This window comes from Micromonospora sp. II (assembly GCF_001709195.1).
GTDB classification, from domain to species: domain Bacteria; phylum Actinomycetota; class Actinomycetes; order Mycobacteriales; family Micromonosporaceae; genus Micromonospora; species Micromonospora chalcea.
The window spans coordinates 1-22,290 of sequence record NZ_LYXF01000024.1 but is presented as its reverse complement, the minus strand read 5'-3'; the positions used below and the strand labels follow the sequence as shown (position 1 = coordinate 22,290).

General features: G+C 76.5%; 2 protein-coding genes. Both read right to left on the bottom strand.

Annotation, left to right across the window (positions count from 1 at the left end):
* Positions 1-25: 25 nt before the first annotated feature.
* The gene (locus A8711_RS12365) at positions 26-10,135 is read right to left on the bottom strand and encodes a type I polyketide synthase (RefSeq protein WP_069088278.1); all 10,110 of its coding nucleotides are present in this window, start codon (positions 10,133-10,135) and stop codon (positions 26-28) included.
* Between the two features lie 349 nt (positions 10,136-10,484).
* The coding region (locus A8711_RS12360; protein ID WP_141707661.1) for a type I polyketide synthase at positions 10,485-22,290 on the bottom strand (11,806 nt) is incomplete at its 5' end.

The window sequence follows — 22,290 nt, the reverse complement described above, 5'->3', positions numbered from 1 at the left end:
GGTTCGAGGTGTGCGACATGCCGGATCAGGCCGAGCCGAACTCTTCGTCCAGCAGGCTGAAGATCTCCTCGGCGGAGGCCGACTCGAGGCTGGTGCCCTCGTCGGCGGCGGAGTCCGCACCGGCCTCGGTGTAGGTCCACAGGGAGAGCAGTTCGCGCAACCGGACGCCGACGGCGGCCCGGTCGGTGTCGCCGGTGGACACCGCGCGCATGGCGTGCTCCAGCTTGTTCAGCTCGCCGAGCACCGTCAGCGCGGACGTGCTGCGCTCCGCCAGCAGCGCGCCGCGCAGGTACTCGACGAGCGCGGCCGTGGTCGGCCGGTCGTAGATCAGCGTGGAGGGCAGCCGCAGGCCGGTGGCCGCGTTGAGCCGGTTGCGGAACTCGACAGCGGTCAGCGAGTCGAAGCCCAGCTCGACGAAGCCGCGCTCGGCGTCGATCGAGCGGATCGACGCGTAGCCGAGGACGGCCGCGGCGTGGGTCCGCACCAGGTCGGAGAGCACCTGGTCGCGGTCGGCCTCCGCCGTGGCGGCGAGGGTCTCCCGCAGCGCCTCGGCCGGGTTCCGCTCGGCGGCCCGGGCCGCGCCGGTCGCCGGCCGCACCAGCGACCGCAGCACCGGCGGCACCGCCGCCGGCCCGTGCCGGCCGATCAACGCGAGGTCCAGGTCGACCGGTACGACCACCGGCTCGGCGAAGCGCAGGGCCTCGCTGAACAGGTCCATGCCCTCCTCGGCGCCGAGCGGCACGAAGCCGCCCCGGTTCATCCGGGCCTCGTCGACGTGCCCGGTCTGCCCGTCGCCGGTGTCGTTGACCCACGGGCCCCACGCCAGCGAGAGCGCCGGGAGTCCCCGGTCGTGCCGGTGCTGGGCGAGGGCGTCGAGGAAGCAGTTCGCCGCCGCGTGGTTGGCCTGCCCGGGGCCGCCGAAGAGGCCGGCCGCCGAGGAGAAGAGCACGAACGCGGCCAGGTCCAGCTTCTCGGTCAGCTCGTGCAGGTGCCAGGCCGCGTCGACCTTGGGTCGCAGCACGGTGTCGAAGCGCTCCGGGGTGAGCGCCGGCAGGACACCGTCGTCGAGCACCCCGGCGGCGTGCACCACGCCGGTCAGTGGCAGGTCGGCGGGGAGCTGGTCGACCAGCAGGGCGAGCGCCTCGCGGTCGGTGACGTCGCAGGCGGCGACCCGGACGGTGGCTCCCAGTCCGGCCAGCTCGTCGACCAGCGCGGCGACGCCCGGGGCGTCCGCTCCGCTGCGGCTGACCAGCAGCAGGTGCCGTACGTCGTGCCGGGTGACGAGCCGGCGGGCCACGAGCCGCCCGAGCAGGCCGGTCGCCCCGGTCACCAGGACGGTGCCGGCGGCCAGGTCGGGGCCGGACGCCTCGGCCGGGGGCGGCCCGAGGCGGGTCAGCCGGGGCACCCGGAGCTGCCCGGCGCGTACGGCGAGCTGGGGTTCGCCCGTGGCGAGGGCGGCCGGCAGCAGCGCGGCGGCCGGGGCGTCGTCGTCGACGTCGAGGAGCACGATCCGGTCGGGGTTCTCCGACTGGGCGGAGCGCAGCAGGCCCCAGGCGGTGGCGGCCGGCACGTCGGCGATCCGCTCGTCCGGGTCGACCCGGACCGCGCCGCGGGTGACCACCACCAGCCGGGCGGCGGTCAGGGCCTCCTCGGCGAGCCACTGCTGGGCCAGTGCGAGCATCCGGTGGGCGACCCGGTGCGCCTGGGCGGCCGGGTGCGGCTCGTCGGCGGCGGCTCCGGCGCAGGTCACCACCACCGCGTCGGGCGCGGCGGCGCCGGCGCGTACGTCGGCGACCAGCGTCGACAGGTCCGGGTACCGGTCGGCGCCGGACCAGTCGGCGCCGAGGACGACCAGCCGGAAGGCGGTGTCCGCGCGGCCGGTGGTGGGGGCGAGCCAGTCGAGGCGGTGCAGGGACCGGCTGGCGGAGCGGCGGGCGGCGCTGAGCTGCTCGCCGGAGATGGGCCGCAGGACCAGACCGTCGACGGAGGCGACCGGGGTCGCGCCCGTGTCGGTGACGGTCAGGGCCACGGAGCCGGCGTCGGTGGCGCGCAGCCGGATCCGCAGCTCGCGGGCACGGGTGGGCCGGATGGTGACGCCCGACCAGGTGAACGGCAGGCCCGGGCGGATGCCGGGGCCGCCGTCGGTGCCCGACGCGCCGCCGGCGGGGTCGCCGGCCGGGTCGTCGGCCGTGGCGCTGGCGCCGATGGCGTGCAGCGCCGCGTCCATCAGGGCCGGGTGCACCGAGAACGCCGTGGTGTCGGTGGACGCGTCGGCGTCCAGTGCGACCTCGGCGAGGATGTCCGGGCCCGAGCGCCAGGCGGCACGCAGCGCCCGGAAGGTGGGGCCGTAGTGGTAGCCCTGGGCGGCGAGCCGGGCGTAGAGCCCGTCGAGGGCGATCGGCTCGGCGTCGGCCGGCGGCCACACGGCGGCCGGCGCGGGGTCCGGGTCGGCGGTGTCGGCGAGTTGCCCGGAGGCGTGCCGCTGCCAGGGCCGGGAACCGTCGGCCGCGGTGTCGTCGTCGCGCCGGGTGTGAATGGCGACGGGCCGGTGCCCGGTCTCGTCCGGCGGGCCGACGCGTACCCGCAGGTCGATTCCTCCCTCGGTGGGGATCGCCAGGGGCGCCTCCAGGTTCAGCTCGGCGACGGTCGCCGCGCCGGCCTGCCGGCCGGTCCAGGACGCGAGCTCCACCAGGGCCGTCCCGGGCAGCAGCACCGTGCCCAGCACGGCGTGGTCGGCGAGCCAGGGGTGGGTGGTGAGGGTGATCCGGCCGGTGAACAGCAGGCCCTCGTCGCCGGGCAGGTCGGCCACCGCGCTGAGCAGCGGGTGGTCCACCACGTCGAGGCCCACGGCGGGCAGGACGGAGCGGTGCGCGCCGGTGCGCTCCAGCCAGTAGCGGTGCCGGTCGAAGGCGTACGTGGGCAGGTCGACCGGTTCGGACTCGGGCAGCAGCCGGCGGTGCTCCACCGGCAGACCGAGGGCATGCGCGGTGGCGAGGCCGGTCAGCAGCCGGGTGGCGGCGTCGGCCGAGCCGCCGAGGGTGTCCAGGACGTGTCCGGGGGTGCCGGCGGCGTCGAGCGCGGCGGCGATCCCGGCGGCCAGTGCCGGCTCCGGTGAGACCTCCACGAAGGTCAGGTGGCCGGCCGCGACGGCGGCACGCAGGGCGGCGTCGAGCCGCTCCGGCCCCCCGTCCCCGGCGCCGGGGACGGCCGGGTCGGTGCCCGGGGTGGCCGGGTCGGTGCCCGGGGTGGCCGGGTCGGTGCCCGGGGTGGCCGGGTCGGTCCAGTGGTCGACGCCGAGGCCCGCCGCGTCGGCCCAGTCCCCGGTGACAGTGGAGGCCAGCCGGGCGGTCCCGGGCTGCGGCGCGAGCCCCGCCAGGGCGGCGCGGAGGCCGTCGTGGTCCAGGCCGCCGGCGGCGGCGCGGGCCCGCATCGCCACCGTGCGGGCGGCGTCGGGCAGGGACAGCAGGCCCGCCACGTACGCGGCCACGACCTCGCCGTCGCCGGTGCCGACGACAGCGGCGGGAGTGACACCGGCGTGCCGCCAGACGGCGGCGAGTGCCACGCCGACGGCGAACCGGACGGGCCGGGCCAGCTCCGGCCGGTCGGCCCAGGCAGCGTCCGCGCCGGTGAGCAGGGCGGCCGGATCGACGTCGACCCAGGGCGCGAGGGCCTGCCGGCACTCGGCGAGGGTGTCGTCGAAGACCGGGCAGCGGCCCACCAGTTCGGCCACCGCGCCCGCCGGGGCGGCGCCCGGGAAGACGAACACCGGTCCCGCCCCGTGGTTGGCGACGGTGCCGGTCACGACGTTGCCGGCCGGGGTGCCGGCGGCGAGCGCGTCCAGGCCGGCCAGCAGCTCGCCGGGGGTCGCGCCGAGCACGGCGGCGCGCCGGTCGAACGCCGAGCGGGTCGCGGCGAGCGACCAGCCGACCGCTGCCGGGGCGAGGCCGGGGTGCGCGCGCAGGTGCCGGGCCAGCCGGGACGCCTGCGCGGCCAGGGCCGAGGCGGAGCGGGCCGAGACGGGCCAGGCCACCACGTCGGCGGTGAGCAGCCCGGCGGGGCGTTCCCCCGCCGCAGCGGCTGGCGGCGGCATCGGTGCGTCGGCCGCCTCGGCGCCGGCGGGCGCGTCGGCGGGCAGCTCGACGACCACGTGGGCGTTCGTGCCGGAGATACCGAACGAGGAGACCGCCGCGCGGCGGGGCCGGTCGGCGGCCGGCCACGGCCGGGACCGGGTCACCAGCTCCACGTCGCCGGCCGACCAGTCGATGTGCGGCGACGGCTCGTCCACGTGCAGCGTCGCCGGTACGGTGCCCTCCCGCATCGCCAGCACCATCTTGATCACGCCGGCCACGCCGGCGGCGGCCTGCGCGTGGCCCATGTTCGACTTGACCGAGCCCAGCAGCAGCGGGCCGGCGTCGCCCCGGTCCTGCCCGTACGTCGCCAGCAGCGCCTGCGCCTCGATCGGGTCACCGAGGACGGTGCCGGTACCGTGCGCCTCGACGACGTCCACGTCGGTGACCGCCAGCCCGGCGCCGGCCAGCGCCTGCCGGATCACCCGCTGCTGGGAGGGGCCGTTGGGGGCGGTCAGCCCGTTCGACGCGCCGTCGGAGTTGACGGCGGAGCCGCGTACCACGGCGAGGACGCGGCGGCCCTGCCGCCGGGCGTCGGAGAGCCGCTGCACGAGCAGCATGCCGACGCCCTCGGACCAGCCGGTGCCGTCCGCCGTCGCGGCGAAGGACTTGCACCGCCCGTCGGAGGCGAGTCCGCCCTGGCGGGAGAACTCCTGGAACGCCGTCGGGGTGGCCATCACGGCCACGCCGCCGGCCAGCGCCAGGTCGCACTCGCCGCGCCGCAGCGCCGCCCCGGCGAGGTGCAGCGCCACCAGGGACGAGGAGCAGGCCGTGTCGACGGTGACGGCGGGGCCCTCCAGCCCGAGGGCGTACGCGACCCGGCCGGAGATGACGCTGTGCGCGGCGCCCGTCATCAGATAGCCCTCGACGCCCTCGGGTACCTCGGTCAGCCCCGTGCCGTAGCCGGAGGTGGAGGCGCCCACGAAGACGCCCGTACGGGTGCCCCGCAGCGACGCCGGGTCCACCCCGGCCCGCTCCAGCGCCTCCCAGGACGTCTCCAGGGTGAGCCGCTGCTGCGGGTCCATGGCGAGGGCCTCGCGGGGCGAGATCTCGAAGAACGCGGGGTCGAAGTCCGCCACGTCGTGGAGGAAGCCGCCCGCCGGCGGGTGCGTCCCCTCGGCCGGCTCGGGGATCTCCCAGCCCCGGTCGGTGGGGAACGGCGAGATGGCGTCCACGCCGTCGGCGACCAGCCGCCAGAACGCCTCCGGCCCGTCGACGCCCCCGGGGTAGCGGCAGGCCATGCCGACGATCGCGACGGGCTCGTCGGCGTCGACGACGACGGCCTGCGGGGCGTCGGCCGGGGCGGCGCCGGAGACCAGCTCGCGCAGGTGCGCGGCCAGCTCGGCGGGGGTCGGGTAGTCGAAGACCAGCGTGGTGGGCAGCCGCAGGCCGGTGGCCGCGTTGAGCCGCCCCCGGAAGTCCACGGCGGTCAGCGAGTCGAAGCCGAGGTCCTTGAACGGGCGCCCGCGCAGCTCGTCGGGGGTGGCGTGGCCCAGCACCGCCGCGGTCTGCTCGTTGACCAGCCGCAGCAGCTCCCGCTCCTGCTCCGCCGCCGGGAGCGCCGCGAGGTGGCGCAGCGGCGCCGCGACCCCGTCCGCCGGCGCGGCGGCCTCCTCCTGCGCGACGAGCGCCCGCACCTGCGGCAGGTCGCCGAGGAACGGGCTGGGCCGGGCCACCGTGAACGCGGGGTGGAACCGGCTCCAGTCGACGTCGGCGACGGTCACGCAGGGCGTGGGCCGCCGCAGCGCCCGGTCGAGGGCGACGAGCGCCTTCTCCGGATCGACGGGCGGCAGGCCCATCCGGTTGAGCTGCTCGGTGGCGACGTTCTCGGCGGCCATGCCGTGCGCGCCGCCCCAGGCCGTCCAGGAGACGGCGGTGGCCGGCCGGCCCCGGTCGCGCCGGTTGACGGCCAGGGCGTCCAGCAGGGAGTTGCCGGCGCCGTACGCGCACTGCCCGGCGCTGCCCCACACGCCGGAGATGGAGGAGAACATGACGAACGCGGCGAGGTCGCGCTCGGCGAGGCAGGCGTCGAGGTGCAGGGCGCCGAGTACCTTGCCCGCGACGACGTGGGAGAACTCGTCGAGGGTGGTGTCGGTGATCGGGGTGAGCTGGTCGGTGCCGGCGGCGTGCACGACCGCCGTCAGGTCGGGCAGCGAGCCGACCAGGTCCGCCACGGACCGCCGGTCGGTGACGTCGCAGGTGGCGGCGGTGACCCGCCCGTCGGCGCCGTACCGGTCGAGCAGGTCCGCCACGGCGGGGGCGGCGGCGCCCCGGCGGCTGGCCAGGACCACCCGCCCGGCGCCCCGGTCGAGCAGCCAGCGGGTGACGTGGCCGCCGAGGGCGCCGGTGCCGCCGGTGACCAGGACGGCGCCGGACCACCAGTCACCGGCCGGGTTCTCGTCGGTCGGCGGCGGGGCCGGGGTGAGCCTGCGGGCCCAGGTGCCGCCGGGGCGCACGGCCACCTGGTCCTCGCCGCCGTGGCCGGCCAGCACGGCGGCGAGCCGCCGGGTGGTGGCGGCGTCGACGGTGGCCGGCACGTCGACCAGGCCGCCCCAGCGGTGCGGTTGCTCGACAGCCGCCGCGCGGCCGAGGCCCCAGACCTCGGTCTGCAGCGGGTGCGTGACCCGGTCGCCCGGGGCCGCCGCCACCGCGCCGCTGGTGACGCACCACAGCGGCGCCACCAGGTCCAGGTCGGTCATCGCCTGGACGAGGGCGAGGGTGCCGGCGGCGGCGAGGGTCACGCCGGGGTGCTCGGGCAGCAGCCGGTCCTGGCCGGCGACGACGGCGAGCACGCCGTCGACAGCGCGGCCGCCGGTCAGCACTCGGAGCCGGGCGGCGAGCGCCGCGCGGTCCAGGTCCGCGGCGCCGACGCGCAGCACCAGCGGCTCGGCGTCGCCGAAGAGCCCGGCCAGGCCGTCGGCCCACGCCGGCGCGTCCTCGGCGGGCAGCACGACCAGCCAGCGGCCCGCCGGGGCGTCGCCGTCCCCGACCGGCACGGGCTGCCAGCTCACCTGGTACGACCAGCCGTCCACGAGGGAGCGTTCCCGCCGGGACCGGCGCCAGGAGGACAGCACGGGCAGGGCCGGCAGCAGCGCCCGCACCTGCTCGTCGTCGTCGCCCAGTTCGCCGCGCAGCGTGTCGACGTCCGCCTGCTCCAGGGCGGCCCAGAACTCGTCGTCGCCGGCGGCGGAGGCGGTGTCGGGGCCGGCGGGCGGCGGCTCGGGCCAGAAGCGCTGGCGGCGGAAGGCGTACCCGGGCAGCGGCACCCGCGCGGTCTCGGCGCCCGCGTACAGCCGCGTCCAGGCGACCTCCACCCCGCCGACGTGCAGCTCGGCGAGGGCGGTGAGCGCCGACGTGGGCTCGGGGCGGTCGCGGCGCAGCAGCGCCACGGCGGCGGTCTCGTCGTCGGCCAGGACGTCGCGGGCCAGCGCGGTGAGCACCCCGCTGGGGCCGACCTCCAGGAACGTACGCACGCCCAGGGCCCGCAGCTGCTCGACGCCGTCGGCGAAGCGGACCGCCTCCCGCACGTGCCGCACCCAGTACTCGGCGGTACGGATCTCGTCGGCGTCGGCGACGGCGCCGGTCAGGTTCGACACGATCGGCAGCGCCGGCGGTTGCAGCTCCAGCCGGCGCACCACGGCGGCGAACTCGGCGAGCATCGGTTCCATCAGCGGGCTGTGGAAGGCGTGGCTGACCCGCAGCGGCCTGGTACGTACGCCCTGGTCGGCCCAGCGGCGTTCGAGTTCCTCGACGACGACTGCGGAGCCGGAGACGACGACGGCGGTGGGCCCGTTGACGGCGGCCACGGCGACGGCGTCCTCGACGCCGGCCAGGGCGGCTCGGACGGCGTCGGCGGGGAGCTGGACGGCCAGCATCGCGCCGCCGGCCGGCAGGGCCTGCATCAGCCGGCCCCGGGCGGCCACCAGCGTGGCGGCGTCGGGCAGCGACAGCACACCGGCCGCGTGCGCGGCGGAGAGCTCGCCGATCGAGTGGCCGAGCAGCACGTCCGGGACGACCCCCCAGCTCTCCAGGAGCCGGAACAGCGCGACCTCGACGGCGAACAGACCGGCCTGGGTGTAGAGGGTCTGGTTGAGCAGCCCGGCCGCCTCGTCGCCCTCGGGCGCGAAGAGCACCGGGGCGAGCGGGCGGGGCAGGTGCCGGTCCAGCTCGGCGCAGACCTCGGCCAGCGCCCGGTCGAAGACGGGGAACGCGGCGGCCAGCTCGCGGCCCATGCCGCTGCGCTGCGCGCCCTGGCCGGAGAAGAGGAACGCGAGCTTGCCGCCGCGCGGGCCCGCACCGGTGACCAGGCCCGGGGCGTCGCCGCCGGTGGCCAGCGCGCGCAGGGCGGCGGCCAGGTCGGCGCGGTCGCCGGCGAGCAGCACGGCGCGGTGCTCCAGGCCGGCCCGGGTGCTCGCCGAGGACCAGCCGACATCGGTCAGCCGCGGCTCGGGGCGCTCGTCGAGCCAGTCGGCCCAGCGGGTGGCCTGCACGGTCAGGGACGCGGCGTCGCGGGCGGAGACCAGCACCGGCACCAGGCCGGCACCGTCGACCGGGGCGGTGACGGGCGCGGTGACCGGGTCGGTCGTGGCGGCGGGGCCGTCCGGGGCGTCCGCCGGGTCGGCGGCGGGCGCCTCCTCGATGATCACGTGGGCGTTGGTGCCGCTCATGCCGAAGGAGGAGATGCCCGCGCGGCGGGGCTGTTCCCCGGCGGGCCACGGCTGCGGCTCGGTCGCCAGCGACACCGCGCCGGCCGTCCAGTCCACGTTGGGCGTCGGCTCGTCGACGTGCAGGGTGGCGGGCACGGTGTCGTGCCGCAACGCCATCACCATCTTGATCACGCCGGCCACGCCGGCGGCGGCCTGGGTGTGGCCGATGTTCGACTTCACCGAGCCGAGCCAGAGCGGCCGGTCGGCCGGCCGGCCCTGCCCGTACGTCGACAGCAGCGCCTGCGCCTCGATCGGGTCGCCGAGGGTGGTGCCGGTGCCGTGCGCCTCCACCACGTCGACCTGCTCGGGCGCGAGCCGGGCGCTGGCCAGCGCCTGGAGCACGACCCGCTGCTGGGACGGGCCGTTGGGAGCGGTCAGACCGTTGCTCGCGCCGTCCTGATTGACCGCGCTGCCGCGTACGACCGCGAGGACGGGGTGGCCGTTGCGGCGGGCGTCGGAGAGCCGCTCGACGAGCAGAAGGCCGGCCCCCTCGCCCCAGGCGGTGCCGTCGGCGGCGGCCGCGAACGACTTGACCCGGCCGTCCATGGCCAGGCCACGCTGGCGGCTGAAGCCGATGAAGGCGGACGGGGTGGACATGACGGTGGCCCCACCGGCCAGTGCCAGGGTGCACTCGCCCTGCCGCAGCGCCTGGCAGGCCAGGTGCAGCGCGACCAGCGACGACGAGCAGGCGGTGTCGACGGTGACGGCGGGGCCCTCGATGCCGAGCGCGTACGAGATCCGGCCGGACACGACGCTGGCCGCGGTGCCGGTGAGGATGTAGCCCTCGGTGCCGGGCGGCGGCTGCTGGAGCAGCCCCACATAGTCCTGGCCGGTGGTGCTGGCGAACACCCCGACCTGGTGGCCGCGCAGCGTCGAGGGGTCGATGCCGGCGTGCTCGAACGCCTCCCACGACGTCTCCAGCAGCAGCCGCTGCTGGGGGTCCATGGCCAGCGCCTCGCGCGGCGAGATGCCGAAGAACGCGGCGTCGAACTCGGTGGCGGAGTCGACGAAGCCGCCCTCGGCCACGTACGACGTGCCGGGGTGGTCGGGGTCCGGGTGGAACAGCCGGGCCAGGTCCCAGCCGCGGTCGGCGGGGAACGCGGAGTAGGCGTCGCGGCGGGAGTCGACGAGCTCCCACAGTTCCTCGGGCGAGGCCACCCCGCCCGGGAAGCGGCAGGCCATGCCGACGATGGCGATCGGCTCGCGGTTGGCCGCCTCAAGCTCGCCGAGCTTCCTCCGGGTCTGGTGAAGGTCCGCCGTCACCCATTTCAGGTACTCCCGGAGCGTATCTTCAGTCGCCATTGACGCCACCTCTTCGGGTCGGAGAGAAACAGCGACCCAATACCGTCCACGGACGCCACAAGCCGCGAAGATCCAAACCCATTCAGCCGACCACGAATTGCCAGACAAAATGGCGTTTCAGCCCCCCACCAGGTCTTACGCGCCGGACGAAAGGTAATTGTCGCCGGACGGCGGTCACAACCCCTAGCGTGCCCCTACGGGTGCCCCTAGGTGGCGGGGGCGCAGGCTGGGCCGACCCGCCCCGCGACCGGTGTGGCGCACCGCCCTCGCGGGGTGCGGCCGGGCGGGTGCGCGGACCCGCCCGGCCCAGCGTGTCACGACCGTCGACAACGGTCGTACGACACCATTCCTAGATCCCCGGCAAATTGCCGCCGGGGCCACCCAGCTCGCGGTGGATGAAATCGAAGATCTCGGCATCGGTGGCGTCGTCGAGGGTGTGCGTGGCCGATTTCTCCTCGACGGGACCACGGTCGTCGCCCCACCGGGCGACGAACGCCTGCAGCTGCACCAGCAGCTTCTGCCGGGTCAGCCGGTCCGGCGCGTCGGCCGCGAAGACACCGTCGAGCCGTTCCAGCTCGGCGAGCAGCGGGGCCGCCGCGGCGGCGCCGTCCTCCGCGAGCCGGTCGCGCAGGTGCCGGGCGAGGGCCGCCGGCGTGGGGTAGTCGAACACCACGGCGGCGGGCAGTTGGACGCCGGTGGCGGCGCGGAGCCGGTTGCGCAGCTCCACGGCCGTCATCGAGTCGAACCCGACCTCGCGGAACGCCCGGTCGGGCTCCAGCCCCGCGTCCCCGCCGTGGCCGAGCACGGTCGCCGCCAGGCCGCCCACGAGGTCGACGAGGACGCCTTCGCGTTCGGCGGGGCTCAGCGGCCGCAGCCGCTCCCGCAGCGCGGTCGCCGCCTCGTCGTCCGCCGGCTGACGCTCGTCGTCGGCGGGCATCGCCGCGCCCGCCTCCGGGACCCCCGTCAGCAGCGGGCACGGCCGCATCGACGCGAACGTCGGCACGAACCGGTCCCAGCGCACGTCGGCGACGATCAGCCCCGCCTCCGCCCGCAGCGCCTGACCGAACGCCTCGAGGGCCAGCTCCGGGGGCAGCCCCGGCAGGCCCCGCCGACGCAGCTGCGCCTGCTCGGGCGACTCGGGGTCGTCGCTCCACGGACCCCACGCCACGGCGGTGGCCGCCAGTCCCCCGTGCCGCCGGTTCGCCGCGAGCGCGTGCAGCAGCGCATCGCCGGCGGACTGGCCGGCCCGGCCGCCCGCGCCCCACACCCCCGTGGTCGAGGTGCACAGCACGAACGCGTCGAGTGGGCGGTGCGCCAGCTCGTCGGCGTACCTGGGGACGTCGCCGACGGTGGCGGCCAGGTCGGCGGCCAGGCCGGCGAGGGTCAGCTCGGCGAGCGGCACCGAGCCGGTCTCGGCCGGGACGTGCACGAGCGCGGTCACCGACCGTTCCTCGGCGGCGAGCTGCTCCATCAGGTCGCCGAGCTTGCCCGTGGCCGGCTCGGCCAGCGGGAGCACCTCGGCGCCGTGGCGTCCCAGCCAGTCGGTGGTGTGCCGGGCGAGGGCGCCGGTCCCGCCGGTGAGCAGGACGGTTCCGTTCGGCCGGTAGCCGTCGCCCGCCGCCGGCAGCCCGGTGTCGCGGACCAGCCGCCGGGTGTGCACGCCGGCCTCCCGGACGGCGAGCTGGTCCTCACCGTCGACGTTGACCAGCGCCCCGACCAGGGCCGCGTACGCCGCCTCGGCCGGGCCCGCCGGCAGGTCGACGACTCCGCCGACGTGCCGGGGGTGTTCCAGCGCGGCGACGAGGCCGAGGCCCCACGTGGTGGCCTGCGCCGGGTGCGCGACCGCTTCCCCGTCGACGGCGACGGCGCCGGTGGTGGCCAGCCACAGCGGTACGGCCGGGCCGGAGCGGCCGGTGTGCGCCTGCACCAGCAGCAGGTTCGCCGCCAGGCCGGTCGGCAGTGCGGTCTGCTCCGGGTGCGGCGCCTCGTCCAACGCCAGCAGGGACAGCAGCGCCGTCGGCTGGTGCGCGGCGGCGAGCCGGTCGAGGTCGGCGGCCAGACCGTCGCGGGTGGCGGTGGCCGGGTCGACGGTCAGCAGGTGCACCGCCGCGGCGCCGGCCGTGAGGGCGGCGAGCACCCGGTCGGTGACCTGGTGCGGCGGGGCCACGACCAGCCACGTGCCCGGGTCGGCGCCGGTCAGCGCCCGGCGTTCCCAGGTGACCCGGTACCGCCAGCCGGCCAGGGTGCCGTCGAGCTGCTGGCGACGCCGCCACGACTCCAGTTCCGGCAGCAGCTCGCGCATCGGCTGGTCCGGGTCGAGGCCGAGGCGGCCCAGGTCGCCGTCGGTGACGGCCCGCCAGAACGCGTCGTCGACCGGGTCGGCGGCCGGTGCCGGCGACGTGTCGAGGGTCGGCCAGTAGCGCTGCGGCCGGAACGCGTACGTCGGCAGCTCGGGCAGCAGGCGGGGATCCGGGCGGGGGCCGGCCAGCGCGGCGAGCACCGCCGCCCAGTCGACGTCCCGCCCGGTGCCGTCCACGACGGCCAGCGCGGCGAGCAGGGCGGCCGGCTCGTCGGCGCCGGCGCGCAGCGCCGCCACGGCAGTGCCGTCCTCGTCGCCGGGCAGCAGGCCGGCGGCCACCGCCGTCAGCACCGCCTGCGGTCCGAGCTCCAGGAAGGTGTCCACGCCCGCGTCGCGCAGCGCGGCGATCCCGTCGGCGTACCGGACGGCCTCGCGGACGTGGCGCACCCAGTAGTCGGGCGTACGGATCTCGTCGGGCTCGGCGAGCCGCCCGGTCAGGTTCGACACGATCGGCAGCAGCGGCGCGGCGAACGCCAGCCCGTCGAGGACGGCCCGGAACTCGGCCAGCATCGGCTCCATCAGCGGGCTGTGGAAGGCGTGGCTGACCCGCAGCCGGCGGGTGCGCACCCCGCGTTCCCGCCAGAGCCGCTCCAGCCCGTCGAGGGAGTCGACGGCCCCGGCGAGCACCACGGCGGTGGGGCCGTTGACGGCGGCGACGCCGACCCGGTCACCCAGCCCGGCCAGGGACTCGACGACGGCAGCCTCGTCGGCGGCGACGGCGAGCATCCCGCCCCCGGCGGGCAGGGCCTGCATGAGCCTTCCCCGGGCGGCCACCAGCGTGGCGGCGTCGGCGAGGGACAGCACGCCGGCGACGTGCGCGGCGGTGATCTCGCCGATGGAGTGCCCGGCGACGTGCCCGGGCACCACCCCGAACGACTCGACCAGCCGGAACAGGGCCACCTCCAGCGCGAACAGCCCCGCCTGGGTGAAGACCGTCTCGTCGAGCAGCGCCGCCTCGGCGCTGCCTTCGGCCGCGAACAGCACCGGCTTCAGCGGCTGCGGCAGCTGGTGGTCCAGGGCCGCGCAGACCTCGTCGAGGGCCGCCGCGAAGACGGGGAACGTGTCGTACAGCTGGCGGCCGGCGCCGGGGCGCTGGGCGCCCTGGCCGGAGAACTGGACGGCGAGGCCGCCGGCGCGTCGCCGGGCGGTGACCACCGCTGGGTGCTCCTCCCCGGCGGCCAGGGCGCGCAGCGCGGCCAGCCGGGTCTCCCGGTCGGCGGCGATCACGGTGGCCCGCCGGCCGAGGTGGGCGCGGCCGTCGGCGAGCGCCCAGGCGACCGAGCCGGCCGGGTCGTCGCCGGTCGCGACGTGGTCAGCCAGCCTCCCGGCCTGCTCGCGCAGGGCGGGCAGATCGGCGGCGGAGACCGGCCACGGCAGGGCCACGGCGCGGTGGTCGCGTCGCGCTTCGCCGTGCCCCGCGGTCACGTCGAACGCTGCGGTGTCGGCGGCGGCGACCGGCGCCGGGGCCTCCTCGATGATCACGTGGGCGTTGGTGCCGCTGATGCCGAACGAGGAGACGCCGGCCCGGCGGGGTCCGTCCGTGGCGGCCCACGGTCGTGCTTCGGTGAGCAGCGCCAGCGTGCCGGAGGACCAGTCGACGTGCGGGGTCGGCGCGTCGACGTGCAGGGTCTTCGGCAGCACCTCGTGTTGCAGGGCCAGCACGATCTTCATCAGGCTCGCCGCGCCCGCCGCGGCCTGGGTGTGGCCGATGTTCGACTTCACCGACCCGAGCCACAGCGGCCGCTCGGCGGTCCGGTCCCTGCCGTACGTGGCCAGCAGCGCCTGCGCCTCGATCGGGTCGCCGAGGGTGGTGCCGGTGCCGTGTGCCTCGACGACGTCCACGTCTGCGGGGGTGAGGCCGGCGTTGTCCAGCGCGTGCCGGATGACCCGCTGCTGGGCGGGCCCGTTCGGGGCGGTGAGGCCGTTGCTCGCGCCGTCGGAGTTGACGGCGCTGCCCCGTACGACGGCGAGGATCCGGTTGCCGTCGCGCTGGGCGTCGGAGAGCCGCTGGAGCAGCAGGACGCCGACGCCCTCGCCCCAGCCCGTGCCGTCGGCGGCCTCGGCGAACGCCTTGACCCGCCCGTCGGCCGCGAGGCCGCGCTGCCGGGAGAACTCCAGGAACGCGCCCGGGGTCGACATCACCGTCACGCCGCCGGCGAGGGCGAGGTCGCACTCGCCGCTGCGCAGCGCCTGCGCGGCCAGGTGCAGCGCCACCAGCGACGACGAGCAGGCCGTGTCGACGGTGACCGCCGGGCCGTGCAGCCCGAACGAGTACGCCAGGCGACCCGAGACCACGGACGCGCCGTTGCCGGTCGCCTGGTAGCCCTCCACCTGCGAGCGGGCGCCCAGCAGCAGCGTGGCGTAGTCCTGCCCGTTGGTGCCCATGAAGACGCCGGTGGCGGAGCCGCGTACCCGGTGCGGGTCGATGCCGGCGCGTTCGAAGACCTCCCAGGTGGTGTGCAGCAGCAGCCGCTGCTGCGGGTCCATGGCGAGGGCCTCGCGCGGGTTGATCCCGAAGAACGCGGCGTCGAAGCCGACGACGTCGTGCAGGAAGCCGCCGCTGCGGGTGTAGCTGGTGCCGACCCGCTCCGGGTCGCTGTCGAACAGGCCGTCGAGGTCCCAGCCCCGGTCGGCCGGCATCGGCGTGACCGCGTCCACCCCCTCGGCCAGCAGGCGCCACAGCTCCTGCGGCGACGACACGCCGCCCGGGAAGCGGCAGGCCATGGAGACGATCGCGATCGGCTCGTCGGCCGCCGGCCGGGTAGAGGCCACGCCGCCGGTGACCGGGCCGCCGTCCGCGCCGACGACGATTTCGGTACGCAGGAAGCGGGCCAGTTCCGCCGCCGACGGGTGGTCGAAGACCACTGTCGACGGCAGGGTCAGGCCGGTGACCCGGCCCAGCCGGTCCCGCAGTTGCACGGCGGCGAGGGAGTCGAAGCCCAGTTCCCGGAACGCCCGGCCGGCGGGCACCTGGTCGGTGGTGGGGTGGCCGAGCACGGCCGCCGCCTCCGCGCGGACGAGGTCGACCAGCAGCGCCTCCTGGCCGGTCGCCGGCAGCGTGGCGAGCCGGTTGCGCAGCCCGTCGGTGGCGGCGGCGCTCTCCGGCCGCTGCGGCTCCTCGGCGACGGCGGGGGCGACCCGGTCGAAGAGGTGGCTCGGCCGTGCGGCGGTGAACGCCGTGACGAACCGGGACCAGTCGACGTCCACGATCACCGGGGCCGCCTCGGGGGCGTTCACCCAGCGGCCGAGCGCCGCGACGGCGGCGTCGGGCGCGAGCGGGCTGAACCCGCGGCGGCGCAGGCCGTCGGCGGTCTCCCCGGCGGCCATGCCGTCCTCCGCCCACGGGCCGTACGCCAGCGCGGTGGCGGGCAGGCCCTTCGCCCGGCGGGCTGCGACGAGGGTGTCGAGCAGGGCGTTGCCGGCCGCGTAGCCGGCCTGCCCGCCGCCGCCCCAGACACCGGCGACCGAGGAGAAGACCACGAACGCGTCGAGGTCGCGACCCCGGCAGGCGGCGTCGAGGTGCAGGGCGCCGAGCACCTTGCCGGCCAGGGTCTCCGACAGCTCGCCGTCGGTCACCTCGTACGCCGGGGTGGTGCCGCCGGACGCTCCGGCGGTGTGCACGACGGCGGTCAGCTCCGGCAGGTCCGCCACGAGGGCGTCGACGGCGGCCCGGTCGGTGACGTCGCACGCCACGACCCGCACCGCACCCAACTCGGCCACCAGCTCCGCCGCACCCGGAGCCCCCGGACCCCGCCGCGAGGCGAGGACCACCTCACCGGCCCCGTTCGCCAGCAACCAGCGGGCCACGTGCCGACCCAACGCTCCTGTACCACCGGTCACCAGCACCGTCCCGGCGGGCCGCCAACCTGACCCGGCGGGCGGCGCGGCCGGCACCAGCCGCCGGCCGAAGATGCCGCTGCGCCGGACGGCCACCTGGTCCAGGGTGCCGTCGGCGAGGACCGCGACGAGCCCGGCGCGGGCGCCGCGGTCGGCGCGGGCGGGCAGGTCGACCAGGCCGCCCCAGCGGTCCGGCTGTTCGAGGGCGACGACCCGGCCCAGGCCCCAGGCCAGGGCCGCCCAGACGTCGTCGACCCGTTCGCCGGCCGTGACGGGCATCGCGGTCCGACTGAGCGCCCACACCCGTCCGGCCAGGCCGGTGTCGGTGAGCGCCCGGACGAGGGTGAGCAGGGCGGCCGTGCCAGCGGGCAGCACCGGCGTGTGCGCCGGGGGCCGGTCCTGGCGGGGCAGGACGCAGAGCACCCCGGCCCAGCCGTCCCCGCTGATCCGGCGCAGCCGCTCGCCCAGGTCGGCGCGGTCGAGGGTGGACGACACGGTGAGCGTGTCCACCCGGGCGCCGGCCTGGGTGAGGGTCTTCGCCACGCCCGCGTCGGCGCCGCTGTCGACGGTGACGATCAGCCACCGCCCGGACAGCCTGGTCTTCGGGTTCGGCCGGACCGGCTCCCACCCGATCCGGTACGACCACCCGTCCAGCGCGGTGTCCCGGGACCGGTGACGACGCCAGCGCGAGAGGACCGGCAGGGCCGGGCCGAGCGTGTCCAGGGCGTCGGGGTCGTCGCCGAGTTCGGCGGCGAGGGCGGCCAGGTCGCCACGCTCGACGGCGGTCCAGAACTCGACGTCGCCGCCGTCCGGGGCGGCCCGCTTCTCGGCCGTGCCCTCGGGCCAGTAGCGCTGGTGCTGGAAGGCGTACGTGGGCAGGTCGACGCGGCGTGCGCCGGTCTCGGCGAACCACTGCGTCCAGGTCACCGGCATCCCGTGCACGTGCAACTCGGCCAGGGCGTGCAGCAGCGCGTGCGCCTCCGGACGGTCCCGGCGCTGCACAGCCACCGCCAGCACACCGTCGTCGTCGGGCAGCACGTCGGCGGTCATCGCGGTCAGGACGCTCTGCGGCCCGACCTCCAGGAACGTGTCCACACCGGCAGCCCGCAGAGCGGCGATCCCGTCGGCGTACCGGACGGCCTCGCGGACGTGCCGCACCCAGTAGTCGGCCGTGCGGATCTCGTCGCCGGCCAGGGCACCGGTCACGTTGGACACGACCGGCAGCAGCGGCGTGGCAAAGGTGAGGCCGTGCAGGACCGTGCGGAACTCGGCCAGCATCGGCTCCATCAACGGACTGTGGAACGCATGGCTCACCGTCAGCCGACGGGTCCGCACGCCCCGGTCGCGCCAGTGCCGCTCCACCTCGTCCAGGGCCTCGACGCCACCGGACACCACCACCGCGGTGGGTCCGTTGACCGCAGCGACGCCCACCCGGTCGGCGAGCCCGGCGATCGACTCGACCACCGCAGCCTCGTCGGCGGCCACGGCCAGCATGCCGCCGCCCGTGGGCAACGCCTGCATCAACCGACCCCGCGCGGCGACGAGCTGACACGCGTCGGCCAGGGACAACACGCCCGCGACATGCGCCGCCGTCACCTCACCGATCGAGTGACCGGCCAGCATGTCCGGCACGACCCCGAACGACTCCACCAGGCGGAACAGCGCCACCTCGACCGCGAACAACCCGGCCTGCGTGAACACGGTCTGGTCCAGCAGTTCCGCCTCGGCGGACCCCGGCGACGCGAACAGCACCTCCCGCAGCGGGCGCGGCAGCAGCGGATCGAGGTGCGCACACACCTCGTCCAGCGCGGCGGCGAACACCGGGAACAGAGCGGACAACTCCCGGCCCATCCCCGCACGCTGCGCACCCTGGCCGGAGAACAGCAGCGCCAGCTGGCCGCGCGCGGCGGTGGAGCCGGTCACGACGGTCCCGGAGGGCTCGCCCGCATCGAGGGCCCGAAGCGCGGTGAGCAGGTCGTTGCCGTCGGCCACCACGGCGACGGCGCGCTGTTCCAGCGCGGGCCGGGTGGTGACGGAGGACCAGGCCACGTCCAGCGGACGCGGGGCCTCGTCGGCGGCGAGCCAGCGCGCCCACCGGCCCGCTTGGCCGGCCAGGGCCGCGTCGGAGCGCGCGGAGAGCAGCACCGGCACGACCGGCGGCACGTCGCGGGCGACGACCTCACCCTCGATCGTCTCAGCCGGCGGCTGCTCGATGATCACGTGCGCGTTCGTGCCGGAGATCCCGAACGACGACACCGCCGCCCGACGCGGCCGGTCCACCCGCGGCCACGGGGTGGGCTCGGTCGCGAGGGCTACCGCCCCGGCCGTCCAGTCGATGTGTGGGGACGGCTCATCCACGTGCAGGGTCGGCGGGACGACGCCGTGGCGCATCGCCATGACCATCTTGATCACACCAGCCACACCGGCGGCGGCCTGCGTGTGCCCGATGTTCGACTTGACCGAGCCGAGCCACAACGGCTCCCGCCCCTGCCGGTCCTGCCCGTACGTGGCCAGGACGGCCTGCGCCTCGATCGGGTCACCCAGCGTCGTACCCGTGCCGTGCGCCTCCACGGCGTCCACGTCGGCCGCAGTGAGCCGCGCGTTCGCGAGGGCCTGCCGGATCACCCGCTGCTGCGACGGACCGTTCGGCGCGGTCAGCCCGTTCGACGCACCGTCCTGGTTCACGGCCGTGCCCCGCACCACGGCGTAGATCTTCCGGCCCTCGCGCTGGGCGTCGGAGAGCCGCTGCACCAGCAGCACGCCGACGCCCTCGGACCAGCCGGTGCCGTCGGCCGACGCCGCGAACGACTTGCAGCGGCCGTCGGCCGACAGGCCGCGCTGCCGGGAGAACTCGATGAACGTGCCCGGCGTCGCCATCACCGTCACACCACCGGCCAACGCCAGATCGCACTCGCCGGAACGCAGCGCCTGCGCGGCGAGGTGCAGCGCCACCAGCGACGACGAGCACGCCGTGTCCACGGTGACCGCCGGCCCCTCCAACCCGAAGGTGTAGGCGACCCGACCGGACAGCACGCTGCCGGAGGTGCCGGTCCCGACGTAGCCCTCCACCTCGGTCGGCAGGTCCATGAGCCGGGAGGCGTAGTCGTGGTACATGACACCGGCGAACACACCCGTCCGGCTGCCCCGCAACCGCTGCGGATCAAGCCCCGCCGACTCGAACGACTCCCACGACGCCTCCAACAGCAACCGCTGCTGCGGATCCATCGCCAGGGCCTCACGCGGCGAGATACCGAAGAAACCGGGGTCGAACTCTGCCGCCCCGTACAGGAAACCGCCGTGGCGCGTGTACGACGTACCGCTGCGGTTCGGGTCCGGGTCGAAGAGCGACTCCAGGTCCCAGCCGCGATCCGCCGGGAACTCCCCGATCCCCTCACCGCCGCCGGCCAGCAACTCCCACAGTTCGTCGGGGGATTCCACCCCGCCCGGGTAACGGCAGGCCATGCCCACGATCGCGATCGGCTCGTCGGCGCCGACGACCGTGCCGGCGACCTGTGCGCTGGCCGACGCGCTGACGCCGGCCAGCTCCGACCACAGGTGGTCGGCGAGCACGGCCGGGGTCGGATAGTCGAACACCAGCGTCGAGGCCAGCCGCAGCCCGGTGGCCGCGTTCAACCGGTTACGCAGGTCCACCGCCGTCAGCGAGTCGAAGCCCAGCTCCCGGAACGCCCGGTCCGCCGGCACCGACTCCGCACCACCGTGCCCCAACACCTGCGCCACCAGGCCCCGCACCAGCACGTCGACCTGGGCGCGGCCCTCGTCCTCGGTGAGCCCGGCGAGCCGGTCGGCCCAGCCGCTACCGCCCTGCCCCGCCTGGCGGCGGGTGCCGGTCACGCCGATCAGGGTGCGCAGCACGGCCGGCACGGGGCCGCCGGAGGTCGCCGCCCGCAGCGCGGGCACGTCGATCACGGCCGGTACGAGGGCCGGACGGTCGGCACGCAGGGCGGCGTCGAAGAGTTCCAGCCCGACCTCGGCGCTCATCGGCGTCAGACCCGCCCGCGCGGACCGCGCCCGGTCCGCCTCCTCGATCGAGGCGGCCATGCCGGCGGTGTCCCACATGCCCCACGCGAGACTGACGGCCGGCAGACCCAACTGCCGCCGGTGGACCGCAAGCCCGTCGAGGAAGGCGTTGCCCGCCGCGTACGCCGACTGACCGGGCGAGCCGAGCACACCCGCCACCGACGAGAACACCACGAACAGATCCAGATCCAGACCCGCCGTCGCCTCGTGCAGGAACCAACCCGCCGACACCTTCGGCGCCAACACCCCGGCCAGCCGCGCCGCCGTCAGCCCCTCCAGGACACCGTCGTCCAGGACGCCGGCGGTGTGCACGACACCCGCCAGCCGACCCTCGGCGATGACCTCGGCAACCAAAGCGCCGACCTGGTCCCGGTCGGTCACGTCACAGGCGGCGATCCGCACGGACGCGCCCAGCGCGGACAGCCGCTCCGACAGCTCGCCCGCACCGGCGGCCTCCGGACCGCGCCGCGACACGAGCACCAGCGACCGCACGCCGTGCACCGACACCAGGTGCTCCGCGACCAGCGCCCCGAGCGCACCCGTACCGCCGGTCACCAGCACCGCGCCGTCACCCAAGCTGGGCGTCTGCGCGGCCGTGACGCCGGCCCGGACCAGGCGCGGCGAGTACACCGCGCCCTCGCGGACGGCGAGCTGGCCGCCGGTCGTGGCCGGTTCCCGCAGGACGCCGTCCAGCAGGGCAACCAGCGCGGCGTCCAGGTCGCCGTCGACGTCCGCGAGGACCATGCGGCCCGGGTGCTCCGACTGCGCCGAACGCAGTAGACCCCATACCGCAGCGCTCGCCAGGTCGGTCACCCGGTCGCCGTCGCCGATCGACACCGCACCCCGGGTCACGACCACGAGCCGCGAGTCCGCCAGGGCATCCGCCGCGAGCCAGGACTGCACCGTCGCCAGCACGTCCGAGGTCACTGCCCGGACCGACTCCGGCGTCGCCGCGCCGGGCGCGGGGAACACCGGCAGCAGCAGCGTCCGGGGGACGGACTCCTCCCCCGTGACCGTCGCCACGTCGGCGTACGTGGGCATTCCTACCGGTGCCGGCAGCTCCAGGCCGCCGGTCACCAGCGCCCATCCGGAAAGCTCCCCGGCGGGTGCGGTCTGCACGGCCGGCCACCGCAGCTCGAACAGCGACCGCGAGGCCACGCCCGGCGCGGCCGCGCCGGTCAGCTCTCGCAGGACGAGGGAGTCCATCGACACGACCGGCGCGCCCACCTCGTCGTACGCGGCCAGCCGCAGCCCGGAGCCGTCGCGGGTCAGGCGCACCCGCAGCGTCCCCGCGCCTGCGGCGTGGACCTGCACGCCCTCGAAGGCGAACGGCACCCGTGGTCCGCTCGATTCCTCGCCACCGAGCAGCAGCCCGATCGGGTGCAGGGCGGCGTCCAGCAGCGCCGGGTGCACGCCGAATCCGGCGCTCTCCATGGCGGCGGCCTCCGGCAGGGCCACCTCGGCGAACAGTTCGTCGCGGCCGACCCAGGCGCGCTGGAGTCCCTGGAAGACCGGCCCGTACGCCAGGCCGTGCTCCGCCAGCGTCGCGTACCACCCCGCGAGGTCCACCTCCGACGTCGGGGCGGGGGGCCAGGTGATCGTGTCGGGCTCGTCGGCGGTGGACGCCTCCAGCACACCCTCCGCGTGCCGGGTCCAGCCCGACTCGGGATCGTCGTCGGGGCGGGAGTAGACGGCGACGGGACGTTGCGGCGACTCCGACGTGGACACCCGCACCTGAATGCGTACGCCGCCGGATTCGGGGAGCACCAGCGGGGCGGCCATGGTCAGCTCCCGCAGCCGGGAGAGGCCCACCTCGTCGCCGGCCCGTACGGCCAGCTCGACCAGGGCCGTGCCGGGTACGAGCGTCAGCCCGGAGACCGTGTGGTCGGCCAGCCACGGGTGCGTGGTCAGGGAGAGCCGG